The organism is Tenacibaculum xiamenense, from assembly GCF_964513065.1.
GTDB classification, from domain to species: Bacteria; Bacteroidota; Bacteroidia; order Flavobacteriales; family Flavobacteriaceae; genus Polaribacter; species Polaribacter xiamenense.
The window spans coordinates 1-16482 of sequence record NZ_CAZEQU010000042.1 but is presented as its reverse complement, the minus strand read 5'-3'; the positions used below and the strand labels follow the sequence as shown (position 1 = coordinate 16482).

The window sequence follows — 16482 nt, the reverse complement described above, 5'->3', positions numbered from 1 at the left end:
ATTATTTTACCTAACTACCTATATTAGGCATAACTTGTTTTCAATGACCTTTGGATTGTATATAATTCTTAATATACACTGCTAAAATACGATGGAAACTTTACACACTCAAAAAGTTTCCATTGAACCAATAGCTTTTAACAAAATTTTAAACGAAATCGTTTCAGGAAAGTTCTGCTAAAAAAATATCCCCCGAGGAATGATCAGAGCTTGCACCTGTTACTGATGCCAAACAATTTACTTTATTATCTTCCCTTAACACTCCTAAAAAAGCAAAAATTAATGCTTCTTTATATTCTATAAGCACCTTTTCGGCCAAAACTACTCTTTGTTGCGTAAAAAACTCAATTCTTTTCATTAAGAAAACATTAAATACTCCACCTCCAGTATACAGAACATTTCCTTTTCCTGGCATGGATTTACTTATTTGATAAGCCGCGTGCTCAATTGTTGTTCTCAGTATGGTAGGGATATCATCCTCATATCGATCAATTAAAGGAATTACGTGTTTTTGAACCCACTCCAACCCAAGAGATTTTGGCGGTTTCTCTTTGTAGTAGCTTAAACCATTTAGCTCTTTGAACAAGTCTTTATTTAAGTTTGCCGCTGCTGCCAACTTCCCTTCATCATCATACTCTTCTCCAAGCTTTCTAACATAGTAATTAAGAACAATATTTACTGGGCAGATATCATAAGCAATTCGGCTCCCATTATCATTGTCAAAGGAAACATTTGCAAACCCGCCAAGATTAATACAATACTTATAATTACGAAACAACAACTTATCTCCAACTGGCACTAATGGCGCTCCTTGTCCACCTAACTTTACATCTTGAGTTCTGAAATCACATATAACTTTTCTAGATGTTTTATTAGCTAGTGTTTGACCATCTCCGATTTGTAGAGTAATTCCTTTATCTGGTTCATGAAGAATTGTATGTCCATGAGATGCTATAAAGTCAATTTTTTTAATATTATGGCTAAGGATAAACTCTTCAATAACTTCGGCAATTAATTCTGCATATGCTATATTCAGTGAGTCTAATTCATTTTTCTCATACAACACAGCTTCCTGCAACTTTTTTTTCCATTCTGAAGAATAAGAAACAGTTTCGGAAAAAGTTATTTCAAATTGCGTATAATCCTCTTTTTTAAATTTAGCGTACACTAAATCAATCCCATCTAATGATGTTCCCGACATCATCCCGATAACAAAATAGTAATTCTCTATCATATTCAGTAAAAATAGAAAACTCCATTGAATATTTCACATTAAAAACGTATCTTTGAAAACAATTTTTACGAATTTAACAAATAAATTAATAAATAGATAAATGGATTTCAACCTTACTGAAGAGCATTTAATGATTCGTGATGCTGCACGTGATTTTGCACAAACCGAATTATTACCTGGAGTTATTGAACGAGATGAAAAACAAGAATTTCCAAACGAGTTAGTCCGAAAAATGGGTGAACTTGGTTTCATGGGAGTTATGGTAGATCCTAAGTACGGAGGAAGTGGTATGGACACTGTTTCTTACGTTCTTATTATGGAAGAACTTTCTAAAATTGATGCTTCTGCCTCAGTAATGGTTTCTGTTAATAATTCATTAGTTTGTTATGGTTTAGAATCTTACGGTTCTGAAGAGCAAAAACAAAAATACTTAACAAAATTAGCTACTGGAGAGCAAATTGGTGCTTTTTGTTTAAGTGAGCCTGAAGCTGGAAGTGATGCAACTTCTCAAGCTACTACTGCTGAAGATAAAGGAGACCATTATTTATTGAATGGTACCAAAAACTGGATTACCAATGGTGGGCGTGCAGAAGTTTTTCTTGTAATTGCTCAGACTGATAGAAGCAAAGGTCATAGAGGAATTAATGCTTTTATCGTTGAAAAAGGTATGGAAGGTTTCCATATTGGACCTAAAGAAGATAAATTAGGTATACGTGGTTCTGACACTCATACTTTACAATTTAATGATGTAAAAGTACCTAAAGAAAATAGAATTGGTGAAGATGGTTTCGGATTTAAATTTGCCATGAAAACCTTATCAGGAGGTCGTATCGGAATTGCAGCTCAAGCTTTAGGTATTGCTTCAGGAGCCTATGAATTGGCTTTAAAATATTCTAAAGAACGTAAAGCTTTTGGAACTGAAATTTGCAATCACCAAGCTATCGCCTTCAAATTAGCAGATATGTATACTGAAATTACCGCTGCTCGTCATTTAGTAATGAAATCTGCTTGTGATAAAGATGCTGGAGCTAATTACGATCAATCTGGAGCCATGGCTAAGTTGTATGCATCGAAAGTTGCTATGGAACAAACTGTGGAAGCTGTTCAAATTCATGGAGGTAATGGTTTCGTAAAAGAATATCATGTAGAAAGATTAATGCGTGATGCGAAAATCACTCAAATCTACGAAGGAACCTCTGAAATTCAAAAGATTGTAATTTCAAGAAGCTTAATTAAAGGATAAGCTATTTATATATTATACAGACTAGTTTTTTCATTATTTACTCCACTTTTCAAAAAAGTGGCATAGAAGTTGGGTAACAAACAACAACTTTAAAAATTTAAAAAAATGAAAAAACTAGTTTTTATTATTGCCGTAATGCTTGGAGTATCAATTCAGGCTCAAGAGGGAGAATTTAATGTTGGTGTAAATGCTGGTCTTCCTATAGGAGACACCAATAATGTTTATTCTTTTACTCTTGGCGCAGAAGCAAACTACTTATTTAATGTTGCCGACAATTTCAAAGCCGGTCCTTCAGTAGCCTTTGTAAACTTTTTTGGAAAGGATATTAATGACAATCAAGGTTTTGGTGATATTCAATTTTTACCTATTGCTGCCGCTGCAAGATATCAAGCTTCAGATAAATTTACTGTTGGAGCTGATATTGGATATGGAGTAGGAATAAACACAGGTAATGACGGTGGTTTTTACTATCGACCTTTAGTTAGCTACGAAGTTGCTGATAACATTGCGGTTCAAGGAAGTTATAATGGAATTTCTGCTGACGGAGGAAGTGTGAATAGCATTGGCTTAGGAATTCTATTTAAGTTATAATATAAAATGTATTTGTTTTAAAAGTTCATCCAATGGATGAACTTTTTTTATTTAATATTTATCCTTGAGCATAGGTCTAGTTCTATACAAGCTTTATATATTTATACTATGGACACAAATAACTTGGACAACCCTGTCTGGCAGGCTTTAAGTGAAACTCATAACTCATATGCTATTGAATACGATGGAGTAAAGTTTTACAACCCTGAAGTTTGCCCATTTGGTGGTTTTACTAAAATTGGAAAAACTAAAGAAGCTATGGAGTCATATAGCAAAATATGTGATGATTTCTTTATTGTAGGAAATCACCCCATCAAACCTTCTACACTTACACTTGATAAAACAGTTATCTGCGATCAAATGGTTCTTTCCCAATTAAACCAGCCAGAATATACTCATTCCATTGAAAAACTAACCGAACAACATATTGACGAACTTTATGAACTTGTTTGGCTGGTAATGCCTGGTTATTTTAAAAAAAGGACTTTTGAAATGGGGGATTATTATGGTATTTTTATTGATAACACGCTAGCCGCAGTCACAGGTGAAAGAATGCAAATGAATGATTATATTGAAGTAAGTGCTGTGGTAACTCACCCAAACCACATTAGAAAAGGGATGGCGAAACAACTGGTTGCTTATACTTCTCAAAGAATCTTGGAAAAAAATAAAATTCCAATTTTACATGTTGCTCAAAAAAATACCGGAGCAATTAAACTCTACGAAAAATTAGGATTCAAAAGTATTCGAAAAATGACTTGGAGACATTATGTGAAGAACTCGTAATTATTTAAAATCGACTTTATGGAGATGAAGACCAGATGAAGGTGCAATTGTTTTTAGAAAATCGATATCACTATTTGGATTTAAAGACTCCTTTATAAAATCTAAATCATAGTTTCCTTTTCCTAACTCAAACAATGCTCCCATTATTAAACGTATCTGATTTCGAAGAAACCCCTCTCCTTTTACAACCAAAACATAGCTTCTTTCAGGAAAAAACGAAGCAGACAACTCAGTATTATCCATAATAATACATTGATCAATTGCTCTTTCTACTTTGGTGTCTTTTGAAGGTTTTGTACAGTATCTTGTGAAATTATGGAAACCTTCAAACAACTTTGCTCCTTTTTTCATTTCATCGATATCAAGATCCTGCAAAACCCCTGTTAAAAAAGCGGCACAATAAGGATGATTTTTCTCTCCATAAGAGAAATAATATCTATACTCTTTTAGCTTAGGGTGTTGAATAATATTAAAACTATCATCCGTTATTCTTTCAATAGATAAAGCTCGAATATCTGAAGGTGAATTTAGATTAAAGCTTTCAATAAAGTCTTTTTTTTCAAGCTCCACATCAATAAACAACTGAAAAGCATAATTCGTTGAGGAAACTTTGGCATCTGTTCTTCCTACTCCAACAGATTTATTACGGATACCTTTACATACAAACTTTAATGTTTTATCAATAGCCCAATGTACCGTTTTAAGATCGGGTTGCTTTTGCCATCCATGAAATCGAAACCCAAGATACTGGACTCTAACAAGATAAGAATAACTGTAATTCATAATGCCAAATCTACAACCATTTTCACTTTAATCCTTATTTTGAATCGTTCTAAATAAATTATTGATTATTCAATAAAAACAACCTTTTAGTAAAAATAAATTAACAAAAACATCGTTTTACCTAAAATTCCTCATTAAAAATCAATTTTTTTTCAAAAAAAATGCATTTTTATTAAATCGATATTTTTTTCAATTTTATTTGAGTACTTCTCATTTTATATACACTTAGGTTTGTTCCTTTTATCATATTGAAATTTTTCCCCCCTTTTTTTTGACAATCAAACCGTTTACGAAAACGTTTTTCCCCCTTAACAAGCTAGCTGCCATTTGTTTATATCTATAAAAAGTTGAAAATTAGCACCTCATTTAATCAAAAATTCGAATAGTTATGGTAAAATTTAATCCTATTACATTTACGATAACCATGCTCTGTTTTAACTCTTTTTCGCAAACTAAAGAAACGAAAAGTAACTTTTCGTTAAGCGGAAGCGTGGATACGTATTACACAACAAATTTAAGTACAAGTAGTTTAGGTAGCGTCGGTATTTTATCCGATAATTCAGCAAATGGATTTGGTCTTGGTATGGCCAATGCTGTTCTTTCTTATGAAAAAGAAAAAATTGGTGCAGTTGCCGATTTAGCCTTCGGACCAAGAGCCAATGCCGCTAATGCTTATGAAGGTGCTATCAATCAGTTATATGTGTATTACCAAGCTACTGATGATTTAAGATTCACACTTGGACAGTTTAATACCTTCTTTGGGTATGAGGTTATTGCTCCTGCAGCAAATTTCAATTACAGTGTTTCTTATCTTTTCAATGCTGGACCTTTTTCACATACAGGTTTAAAAGTGGATTACACAGCTTCTGAAGATTTAAGCTTCATGCTGGCAGTAACGAATCCACATCTTATTACTGAAGGAACCAATCCTACAGACGATTATCAATTAGGTTTTCAAGCTGGTTATAAAGGGCAGTACTTAAATTTAGTTTATGGAGCTGACGGATCTGGCTTTAAAGATTTCTTGTATTTAGATTATACAGGTGGATTCAACATTACAGATGATTTTTATTTAGGCATTAATGGTGCTTATGCAAATTCAAATGACGCCGATGCAGGGTACTATGGTGTTGCATTGTATTTACAAAAAGAATTTAAAAATGAGTTCTCATTAGGACTAAGACCAGAATTCTTCACAACAACAACATCTACGGGAGACCTTAGTCAATCGGCTTATACCTTAACCTTGAATAAAGGAATTATGAAAAATTTAAAGGTTATTACGGAATTCAGATATGATACCTCTGATGACGTTACATTTTTTAATGACAAAAGTATAACAGGAGTAACGCTAGCAGCTATTTACTCTTTTGAATAAAAACATCGTTTATTATGAGTTTAACTTTAACAATAATTCAAGATAACACTTCTGACTTAGCAACTGAAGTTGCTAAAATAAAAGGAGATATGGGAATGCTTTGGATGCTTCTTTCAGCAATTTTAGTATTCTTTATGCAGGCAGGATTTACTTTAGTTGAATCTGGAATGACACGTTCTAAGAACGCAGTAAACATTGCGATGAAAAATTTACTGGATATCTGTGTAGGTTCTTTAACATACTGGATGGTTGGATATTCATTAATGTACGGAAGTACATCAAATGGATGGTTCTTCTGGAGTGGTTTATTCCAAGGAGAAGGAGCTGATCTTCTTTTCCAAACTATGTTCGCTGCAACCGCTGCTACCATTGTATCAGGAGCTATCGCAGGTAGAACAAAATATTCTACTTACGTAATATTTTCAATCATAATGACTGCCCTTATCTACCCAATTGCCGGAGGCTGGCAATGGCAAGGTGAAGGTTGGTTAACTAAAATGGGATTCATTGATTTCGCGGGTTCTTCTATTGTACACTCTGTAGGTGGATGGGCTGCTCTAGTTGCTGCTATTTTAGTAGGTCCAAGAATCGGGAAATTTGTAGATGGTAAAGTACTTCCTATTCCTGGGCACAACCAAATTTTAGCCACATTAGGAGTTTTCATCTTATGGCTAGGATGGTTCGGATTCAATGGAGGTTCTCAATTAGCTTGGGGAGGTGAAGATGCTATCGCTGCTTCAAATGTTGTTTTAGTTACAAACCTTTCAGCTGCCGCCGGTGGATTAGGAGCTCTTATTACAACATGGATCTGGTATGGTAAACCACATTTAGCACAAACCTTGAATGGAGCCTTAGCTGGTTTAGTAAGTATTACAGCTGGTTGTGGAAACATGACTGATGGTGGCGCTGCTTTAGCTGGATTAATTGGAGGTGTTTTAGTTGTATTCTCAATTGAATTTATTGAAAAGAAATTAAAAATAGACGATGCTATTGGTGCCGCATCTGTTCACGGAGTTGTTGGTGTTTGGGGAACTTTAGTTATAGGACTTTGGGGCGTCAATGGAGATAAAGGTATTGGACTTTTTAATGGTGGAGGATTCTCTCAATTAGGTGTTCAAGCCGTTGGTGCTTTTGCATATGCTTTATGGGCAATTGTTTTAGCATTCGTAGTTCTATTCACACTAAAGAAAACCATTGGACTAAGAGTTTCTAAAGAAATTGAAGAAAAAGGATTGGATTTAGCTGAACACGGTACAATCGCATACCCTGGAAAAAGAGATAGAGGTGAATAACAAACAAGTATTCTTTAATACAAAAAATAGAAATAGATAACTATTTCGTTCTTCACAGAACGTTTTAGTGTAAGCCTACTCAAGATGAATAGTTTTCACAACTATTTGTCTTGAGTATACTAAACTAACTGAGTTAGTTATGTTAAACATTAATTATTGTAAAAAAGCAAACAAATGAAACAACAAGGATTATATTACCCAGAGTTCGAAAGAGATAACTGTGGTGCTGGATTTATTTGTAATTTAAATGGAGAAAAATCAAACACTATCATCCATAATGCTCTTGAAATTCTAGTAAAACTAGAACATAGAGGTGCAGTAAGTGCCGATGGACGAACAGGTGATGGTGCTGGTATTCTTATCGATATTCCACACGAATTCTTTAAGCGTGTTTGCTCATTTACAATTCCTGCTCCGAAAGAGTATGCTGTCGGGATGGTATTCCTTCCTAAAAGCTCTAACCAATCAAACTACTGTATTTCAGTTTTTGAAGAAGAAATTAAAAAACAAGGATTAAGAATTATAGGTTGGAGAGATGTTCCTGTTGATACTTCGTTTATGGGAAAAATCGCTTCCAAAACCGAACCTAAAATAAAGCAAATTTTTGTTGATAAAAACGATACAGAACTTACTGATTTACAATTTAACGCTAAACTATTTGCAGCAAGAAAAATAGCAGAACATATTATTGCTAAATCGAAACTTTCACAAGCTGACTACTTTTATTTACCAAGTCTATCAACGACAACGTTAATTTACAAGGGGCTTTTAATTCCTGAAGATATTGGTAGATATTATAAAGATTTAAAAGAGAAAGATGTAGTAACAAGACTCGCACTTGTTCACCAACGTTTCTCTACCAACACTTTCCCTGCTTGGAGTTTAGCGCAGCCTTTCCGATACATGTGTCACAATGGTGAAATTAACACACTAAGAGGTAACGTAAGTAGAATGAGAGCCAGAGAAGAACTTATGAAAAGTGACTTGTTTGGTGAAGATGTAAAGAAATTATTCCCGATCGTAAGAGATGGGAAATCGGATTCTGCTTCGATGGATTTGGTCGTAGAACTTTTGTTAATGACAGGTAGATCTTTACCAGAAGTAATGATGATTATGGTACCTGAAGCATGGGAAAAGCACCAAACAATGTCTGAAGACAAAAAGGCTTTCTATGAGTACAATTCATGTATCATGGAACCATGGGATGGTCCTGCTTCCATTCCTTTTACAGATGGAAATTATATTGGTGCTCTTTTAGACAGAAACGGATTGAGACCTTCGCGTTATACCGTAACAAAAGATGGATTCGTTATTATGTCTTCTGAAATTGGAGTGGTTCAAGTAGAACCAGAAAATGTAGAAAGACATGGTCGATTAGAGCCAGGAAAAATGTTCTTGGTTGACATGAATGCTGGAAGAATTATTGAAGATGAAGAAATTAAATCTGAAATTGTTTCTAAAAGACCTTATCAAGAATGGGTTAGTGAACATACACTTCCATTAGCGAAAGTTCCGTACACAAATAATATGTGTCCAATTGAGCCTACGAATTACAAAACTAGGTTACGTGTTTTTGGGTACACCATAGAAGAAATTAACACAGTAATCGTTCCAATGGCAACTAAAGCTAAGGAGGCTATCGGATCAATGGGTACCGATACTCCATTAGCGGTTTTATCTGACAAACCGCAGTTGTTATACAACTACTTCAAGCAATTATTCGCTCAAGTTACCAACCCTCCATTGGATGGAATTAGAGAGGAATTAATTACTGATATCAGCCTTGCTATCGGAGGAGACCGTAATATTTTCGATATTATCCCTGAGCAAGCGAAAAAACTAAGAATTCAAAATCCAGTAATATCTAATGACGATTTAGATAAGATAAAAAATATTGATCATCCTGATTTTAAAGCAGTTTCAATTCCTATTTTATACCCTATCAATAAAGGTGTGAATGGATTAGAAAAAGCCTTAGACGATGTTTTAATTGCTGTTGAAAAAGCCGTTTTTGAAGGAACTAACATTATTATTCTTTCAGATAGAAATGTAGATAAAGAATATGCACCAATTCCAGCTTTATTAGCTTGTTCGTATGTTCATCACTCACTTAACAGCAAACAAAAACGTTCAAAATTCGGTATTGTAGTTGAAACTGCCGAAGCTCGAGAACCACATCATTTCGCAACATTATTCGGATACGGGGCAAGTGCTATCAATCCATACTTAGTAAACGAAATTATTCGTGAGCAAGTAAAAACCAATGTCATTAAAGATTTAGACGAAGAAACTGCTGTTGAAAACTTTAACAAGGCAATTGGAAAGGGATTACTAAAAATAATGAACAAAATTGGAATCTCTACATTACACTCATATAGAGCTTCTCAAATTTTTGAAGCTTTAGGTTTAAAGAAAACTTTCGCAAGCAAATATTTCCCTTACACTCCATCAAGAATTGGAGGTATTGGATTGGTTGTTCTTGAAAAAGACATTCAAACAAGATTTGATAAAGCTTTCAAACTTGAAAACTATAAATCTGTTCTTGATTTAGAAATTGGAGGAGACTACAGGTGGAGAAGAAATGGAGAAAAACACATGTTTAATCCAACTACAGTAGCCAAACTACAACAGGCTGTTCGTAGTAAATCTAAAGAAAGTTATCAAACCTATGCTGATAAAATCAACAAGCAAAGTGAAAACTTAATGACCTTAAGAGGCTTGTTCGAATTCAACAATCTTGATCCTATTTCTATTGATGAAGTAGAACCTTGGACTGAAATTGTTAAACGATTCAAAACTGGAGCTATGTCTTATGGTTCTATTAGTGAGGAAGCACATGAAAATTTAGCAATCGCCATGAACAGAATTGGAGGTAAAAGTAACTCTGGCGAAGGTGGTGAAAACAAATTAAGATTTGAAAAAGAATCTAATGGAGATTGGAAAAACAGTGCTATCAAGCAAGTTGCCTCTGGACGATTTGGTGTATCAAGTAATTACTTAACTAATGCCAAAGAGATTCAAATAAAAATGGCTCAAGGAGCCAAGCCCGGAGAAGGTGGTCAGTTACCAGGAGAAAAAGTACTTCCTTGGATTGCTGATGTTCGAAATTCAACACCTTATGTTGGATTAATATCACCTCCTCCTCACCATGATATTTATTCTATTGAAGATTTAGCTCAGCTAATATTCGACCTTAAGAATGCCAACAGAGAGGCTAGAATTAATGTAAAATTAGTTTCAAAAGTTGGTGTAGGAACTATTGCAGCAGGAGTTGCTAAAGCAAAAGCAGACGTGATTTTAATTTCTGGTTATGATGGAGGTACGGGAGCTTCTCCTTTAACCTCATTAAAACACGCTGGATTACCTTGGGAATTAGGTTTAGCAGAAGCACAACAAACACTTGTATTAAACGGATTAAGAAACAGAGTAGTTTTAGAAGCCGATGGACAATTAAAAACAGGTAGAGATGTTGCTGTTGCTGCCCTATTAGGAGCTGAAGAATTCGGTTTTGCAACTGCACCGTTAGTAGCTTCTGGATGTATCATGATGAGAGCTTGTCACCTAAATACTTGCCCAGTAGGAATTGCTACTCAAAATCCTGAATTGCGTAAAAACTTTAAAGGAACACCTGAGCATGTAATTAACTTCATGTACTTCGTTGCAGAAGAGTTAAGACAAATTATGGCTCAATTAGGATTCAGAACTCTAAATGAAATGATTGGTCAAAGTCATAAACTAAACACCAATAAAGCTATAGACCATTATAAAGCTAAAGGAGTAGATCTTTCTGCGATTCTTTATAAGCCACAGCAAGAAAAAGAAACTATTGAATACAATACCGAAAAACAAAACCACAATTTAGACAATGTTCTAGATTTTAAAATTTTAAACGATGCAAAATCAGCAATCATCAACTCAAAAGAAACAAATCTGCAATATCCAATTCAAAACACAGATAGGGCCGTTGGAGCTATTCTCAGCAATGAAATCTCTAAAAAATACGGAGAAGACGGTCTTCCAGAAAATACACTTAACGTAACATTTAAGGGATCTGCTGGACAGAGTTTTGGAGCTTTTTCAACCAAAGGACTTACGCTTACTGTTGAAGGAGAAACAAACGATTACCTTGGAAAAGGGCTATCGGGAGCTACTTTAATTGTTAAAAAACCTGAATCAGCAACTTTTGATGCTTCTCAAAATATCATCACTGGAAACGTAAGTTTCTATGGAGGAATAAAAGGAAAAGCATTTATCAATGGAATCGCAGGAGAGCGTTTCGCAGTTAGAAACTCAGGAGTTACTGCTGTAGTAGAAGGTGTGGGTGATCACGGATGTGAATACATGACAGGAGGTAAAGTTATCATTCTAGGAAAAACTGGTCGAAATTTCGCCGCTGGTATGAGTGGAGGAATCGCCTATGTATTCGATGAGGATAATGAATTCGTAAACAATTTGTGTAACAAGGAAATGGTTGATTTAGATCCATTAGACGAGAACGATTTCTTTGAACTTAAAACACATATTGAAGTTCATTACAATTACACCAACAGTGAACTAGCCAGAAAGCAACTTGAGAATTGGGAAACCGTAAAGAAGAAATTCGTAAAAGTATTCCCTAGAGATTACAAAAAAGCTTTAAAAAGGTTATCTGAAGAAAAAATAGTATTAAAAAAAATTACAGCGTAAGTTATGGGTAAAATTGGAGGATTTATAGATATAGAAAGACAAGACGAATCGAATATAAAAGTAGAAGAAAGGGTAAAAGACTATAAAGAGTTTACCATTGCCCTTAAAGAATCTGAAATAAAAAAGCAAGGTGCTCGATGCATGGATTGCGGAATTCCATTTTGCCATAGCGGTTGTCCATTGGGAAATTTAATTCCTGATTTTAATGACATGGTGTATAAGGGAGAGTGGCAAAAAGCAGCTGAAATTTTACACTCAACGAATAACTTTCCTGAGTTTACAGGAAGGCTATGCCCTGCTCCATGTGAAAAATCTTGCGTTTTAGGATTAGTTAATGATCCTGTTTCTATTGAGAATATAGAAAAAAACATTGTTGAACGTGCGTTTGCCAATGGATGGATTCAACCAAACCCACCTAAAATAAGAACTGGTAAAACCGTCGCTGTCATTGGTTCTGGTCCTGCTGGTTTGGCTGCTGCTCAACAATTGAATAGAGCTGGTCATAACGTTACTGTATTTGAAAGAGATGATGAAGTTGGAGGGTTATTAAGATATGGTATTCCCAATTTTAAACTGGAAAAAGGAATTATCGATAGACGCGTAAAAATACTAGAGAAAGAAGGTGTCATTTTTAAGACAAACGCTAACGTTGGTGTAAATTATGACATTAAGAATCTAGATTATTTCGACGCAATACTATTATGCGGGGGGGCTACACAAAGAAGAAGTATTCCGGTGAAAGGAATAGAATCAGATGGTGTGCACCAAGCAATGGATTTCCTAACGCAACAAACAAAACTAGTATTCAACAAAGAACTTGAAGATGAGCATATTTCTGCAGAAGGTAAAAATGTAATCGTTATTGGTGGTGGTGATACTGGATCAGATTGTGTAGGTACATCAAATAGACAAGGAGCTAAATCGGTTACAAACTTTGAAATCATGCCGAAACCACCAGCACTTAGAAGTGCAAAAACTCCATGGCCGTACTGGCCACTACAATTGAAAACAAGTACTTCTCATGAAGAAGGTTGTGATAGAAATTGGTTGATTAACACAAAAGAATTTATTACTGACGGTGATGGTAAGCTAACCGCTCTTAAAACTGTTGAAGTTGAATGGGAAATTGTCCCGGGAGAACGTCCTAAGCTTATCGAAAAACCAAATACTGAAAAAATCTGGCCTTGCGATTTGGCTCTTTTGGCTCTCGGTTTCACAGGTCCTGAAACTACCTTAAGCGATCAATTAGGATTAACATTAGATAATAGAAGCAATTATAAAGCAAATAATTATCAAACAAATGTTCCTCATGTTTTCACTGCTGGAGATATGAGAAGAGGTCAATCATTGATTGTTTGGGCAATTTCAGAAGGAAGAGAAGCCGCTATTAGCATCGATAAATACTTAACCAGTGCCAGCTATTTAGCTACTAAAGGCAATGGAGACCTTCCTGGTGTATAAGTAATTAGTTTAAAACGTTTTCGTAGAATTTCCATTTTATATGGGAATTCTTGCTAGACGTTTTTTAATTTTCAGTATTAAAAAAACTACAATGTCCAAACTACCTAAAATAAAAAGATTTGAAGAAAGCGTAGAGGCCAAATATAAAATATACAACAGTATTTTTATGACACTGCCATTTAGCAGTATTACTAAAACTGGTGTGCTTTTACCTCTTTTTCACGAAACCTGTAAGAAAGGTTATGATCGAGGAGATGACCCTACTACTATCGTAAAAACATTTTTTGAAAAATATCAAGCTCGAAGAGACGAAAAGAGTCAGATAAATTTACTTTTCAGATTTATTCAATATATCGAACGACAAGTTGTTTTGTTTGATGCTATCGAAGACGCAGCCTTCCCTATTGTAAATAATATGGATGGAATTGGTACTTTAAGAAATTTAAAAGAATTTGCTTCTTCCAACAATAAAATGGGGCAATTGAAAGAATTTTTACAAGATTTTAAAGTAAGAATTGTTTTAACGGCACATCCAACACAATTTTATCCAGGATCTGTTCTTGGAATTATTACTGCTTTATCAGAAGCAATTAAAAACAACGATTTACAACAAATCACTCAACTCCTAGCTCAACTTGGTAAAACGCCATTTTTTAGGCAAAGCAAGCCAACACCTTACGACGAAGCTATTAGCTTAATCTGGTATTTAGAAAATGTATTTTATCGTTCTTTTGGAAATATATACGACTATATAAAAGAAAACATTTTTGCAGATTCTGAAGATCTGAAAAATGATGTTATCAATATTGGGTTCTGGCCAGGAGGTGATAGAGATGGAAATCCTTTTGTTACTCCAGAAACTACTTTAAAGGTTTCTGAAAAACTTAAAGAAGCGATTATAAAAAATTATTATCGCGATGTAAGAGTACTTAAACGAAAACTAACGTTTACTGGTATTGAAGATAGAATTGTCAATTTAGAAAGTAAATTATACGAGACTATCCTAAAAAATGACACAACATCAATTTCTCTTGAATTTTTAGAACAAGAACTTCTTGAGATAAAGAATATCCTAATCAACGAACACCAATCGTTATACCTAAAAGAAGTAAAGAGTCTTTTAAATAAAATTAAACTTTTCGGATTCCATTTTGCTAATCTGGATATAAGACAAGATAGTAGACAACACCATAATGTATTTACCACTTTGGTAGATACATTGAAAGAGAACAATTCTCCTATTTTCCCAGACAATTATCATGATTTGGAAGAAACCGAACAGATAAAATTACTTTCAGAAATTAAAGGATCTGTTAATTTAGATATTATAAAAGATGAATTCGCATTGAAAACCTTAAAAACAATGAAGGTTATCAAAACGATTCAAGACAGTAATGGAGAAGCAGCAGCGAATAGATACATTATAAGTAACAATCAAACTTCATTGAATGTTATACAATTATATGCAATGCTCAAACTAGTTGCTTTCAATGATCAATTAACAGTGGATATTGTTCCTTTATTTGAAACGATAACCGACCTTAAGAATGCTCCAAAAGTGATGGAAGAACTTTATAGTAATCCTTCATATATGAAGCATCTTGAAGAAAGAGGTAAAAAACAAACCATAATGCTTGGTTTCAGTGATGGAACTAAAGATGGTGGTTATTTAATGGCAAACTGGTCGATCTTTAAAGCTAAAGAAGAATTAACGGCTATGTCAAGAAAATATGGAATCGCCGTTATATTCTTTGATGGTCGTGGAGGACCTCCTGCAAGAGGTGGAGGAAAAACGCATCAATTCTATGCTTCTTTAGGTCCAAAAATCGAAGATAGAGAAGTTCAATTAACAATTCAAGGACAAACAATTAGTTCTAATTTTGGGACGTTAGATTCATCGCAATACAACATGGAACAATTAATTAGTTCTGGTATTAGTAATAAATTAAATGGAATTAATGAATTGATGACTGATGATAATGTTAAGGTGATGAATGAACTAGCCAATATGAGTTATCAAACCTATAGTGATTTCAAAGCGCATCCTAAATTTTTGTCATACTTAGAAAAAATGAGTACGCTTAAATATTATGCAAAAACCAATATTGGTAGTCGTCCATCTAAGAGAAACGCTTCTGCTGGTTTAGTCTTTGGAGATTTAAGAGCTATTCCTTTTGTTGGATCTTGGAGTCAATTAAAGCAAAACGTACCAGGTTTCTTCGGAGTTGGTACCGCGATTAAGGAATTTGAAGATAAAGGAGAATTTGGCAAGGTAGTAAAACTATACAATGAATCGAGTTTCTTCAAAACTTTAATTGAAAATAGTATGATGTCTTTATCAAAATCCTTCTTCGATTTGACGAAATATATGGCAAACGACGAAGAATATGGTGAATTCTGGCAATTGATTTATGAAGAATACTTATTATCTCATAGATTAATTTTAAAACTTACTGGTTATACGACATTAATGGAAAACCAACCAGCAGGTAAGGCTTCCATAGATATTCGAGAAAACATAGTTTTACCTTTATTAACCATACAACAATATGCCTTAAAGGAAATTCAAAAATTAGGAGAACAAGAAAATATCGATCCAGAAAAACAAGAAATTTTCGAAAAAATCGTCACACGATCACTATTTGGAAATATTAATGCAAGTAGAAATTCAGCTTAAGATAGTTGAAATAGCGATAGATTAGAATTCTCAGCTCAAGAATAGTTTTATTCTTGGGCTTTTTTGTTCCTAACAAGGAAACCCGCTTTCACTTCTATAGCATTCTAGGGCTTCTTTCTTCCAACTATTATTAATATTTAAGTAAGTAGTCATTTTAATAGTAAAAATGACTAAAACGGGTATTTTAAGAGGTTGTTTAATTCAATGATATTAGAAAGTAAAGTAAGGATAAAAAAAAACTCCTCATTACATTAAGTAATGAGGAGTTTTTAAAAGAAAGGCAACGACCTACTCTCCCACCAGTGGCAGTACCATCGGCGCTAATGGGCTTAACTTCTCTGTTCGGAATGG

10 protein-coding genes and 1 rRNA gene are annotated in these 16482 nt (G+C 34.2%); 8 read left to right on the top strand and 3 right to left on the bottom strand.

Annotated features, from left to right (window positions below; genetic code table 11):
- Positions 1–163 precede the first annotated feature (163 nt).
- Positions 164–1234 carry an anhydro-N-acetylmuramic acid kinase gene (locus ACKTTV_RS19670; protein ID WP_408032596.1) on the bottom strand — a complete coding sequence of 357 codons (1071 nt, stop codon included), beginning with the start codon at positions 1232–1234 and terminating at the stop codon, positions 164–166.
- A 100-nt stretch (positions 1235–1334) separates the two neighbouring features.
- On the opposite strand from ACKTTV_RS19670, the gene ACKTTV_RS19665 reads away from it, so the two are divergent.
- The 3 genes from ACKTTV_RS19665 (at position 1335) to ACKTTV_RS19655 (ending at position 3854) form a co-directional block, all read left to right on the top strand.
- Entirely contained in the window at positions 1335–2477 is a 1143-nt protein-coding gene (locus ACKTTV_RS19665) for an acyl-CoA dehydrogenase (RefSeq protein WP_408032595.1), read from the top strand.
- A 105-nt stretch (positions 2478–2582) separates the two neighbouring features.
- On the top strand, positions 2583–3068 hold the full coding sequence (locus ACKTTV_RS19660) for an outer membrane beta-barrel protein (RefSeq protein ID WP_408032594.1): 486 nt from the start codon (positions 2583–2585) through the stop codon (positions 3066–3068).
- A 108-nt stretch (positions 3069–3176) separates the two neighbouring features.
- Positions 3177–3854 carry a GNAT family N-acetyltransferase gene (locus ACKTTV_RS19655; RefSeq protein WP_408032593.1) on the top strand — a complete coding sequence of 226 codons (678 nt, stop codon included), beginning with the start codon at positions 3177–3179 and terminating at the stop codon, positions 3852–3854.
- Here the strand turns inward: ACKTTV_RS19655 and ACKTTV_RS19650 are convergent, their stop codons facing one another.
- On the bottom strand, positions 3855–4637 hold the full coding sequence (locus tag ACKTTV_RS19650; RefSeq protein WP_408032592.1) for a tRNA pseudouridine synthase A: 783 nt from the start codon (positions 4635–4637) through the stop codon (positions 3855–3857).
- A 388-nt stretch (positions 4638–5025) separates the two neighbouring features.
- Here ACKTTV_RS19650 and ACKTTV_RS19645 point away from each other — a divergent pair, with 388 nt between their 5' ends.
- From ACKTTV_RS19645 to ACKTTV_RS19625, 5 genes are all read left to right on the top strand, one after another.
- Positions 5026–6015: an outer membrane beta-barrel protein gene (locus ACKTTV_RS19645; protein WP_408032591.1), complete on the top strand. Its 990-nt coding sequence runs from the start codon at positions 5026–5028 to the stop codon at positions 6013–6015.
- A gap of 14 nt (positions 6016–6029) precedes the next feature.
- Positions 6030–7307: an ammonium transporter gene (locus ACKTTV_RS19640; protein WP_408032590.1), complete on the top strand. Its 1278-nt coding sequence runs from the start codon at positions 6030–6032 to the stop codon at positions 7305–7307.
- A gap of 174 nt (positions 7308–7481) precedes the next feature.
- On the top strand, positions 7482–11993 hold the full coding sequence (gene gltB / locus ACKTTV_RS19635) for a glutamate synthase large subunit (protein ID WP_408032589.1): 4512 nt from the start codon (positions 7482–7484) through the stop codon (positions 11991–11993).
- Positions 11994–11996: 3 nt separating this feature from the next.
- Positions 11997–13454 (top strand): glutamate synthase subunit beta, encoded by a 1458-nt coding sequence (locus ACKTTV_RS19630; RefSeq protein WP_408032588.1) that lies wholly within the window; start codon positions 11997–11999, stop codon positions 13452–13454.
- Between the two features lie 91 nt (positions 13455–13545).
- Complete coding sequence (locus tag ACKTTV_RS19625; protein WP_408032587.1) at positions 13546–16131, top strand: phosphoenolpyruvate carboxylase; 2586 nt, start codon at positions 13546–13548, stop codon at positions 16129–16131.
- A gap of 275 nt (positions 16132–16406) precedes the next feature.
- Here ACKTTV_RS19625 and rrf read toward each other — a convergent pair.
- Positions 16407–16482 (bottom strand): 5S ribosomal RNA (gene rrf, locus ACKTTV_RS22860); the annotation flags it as partial.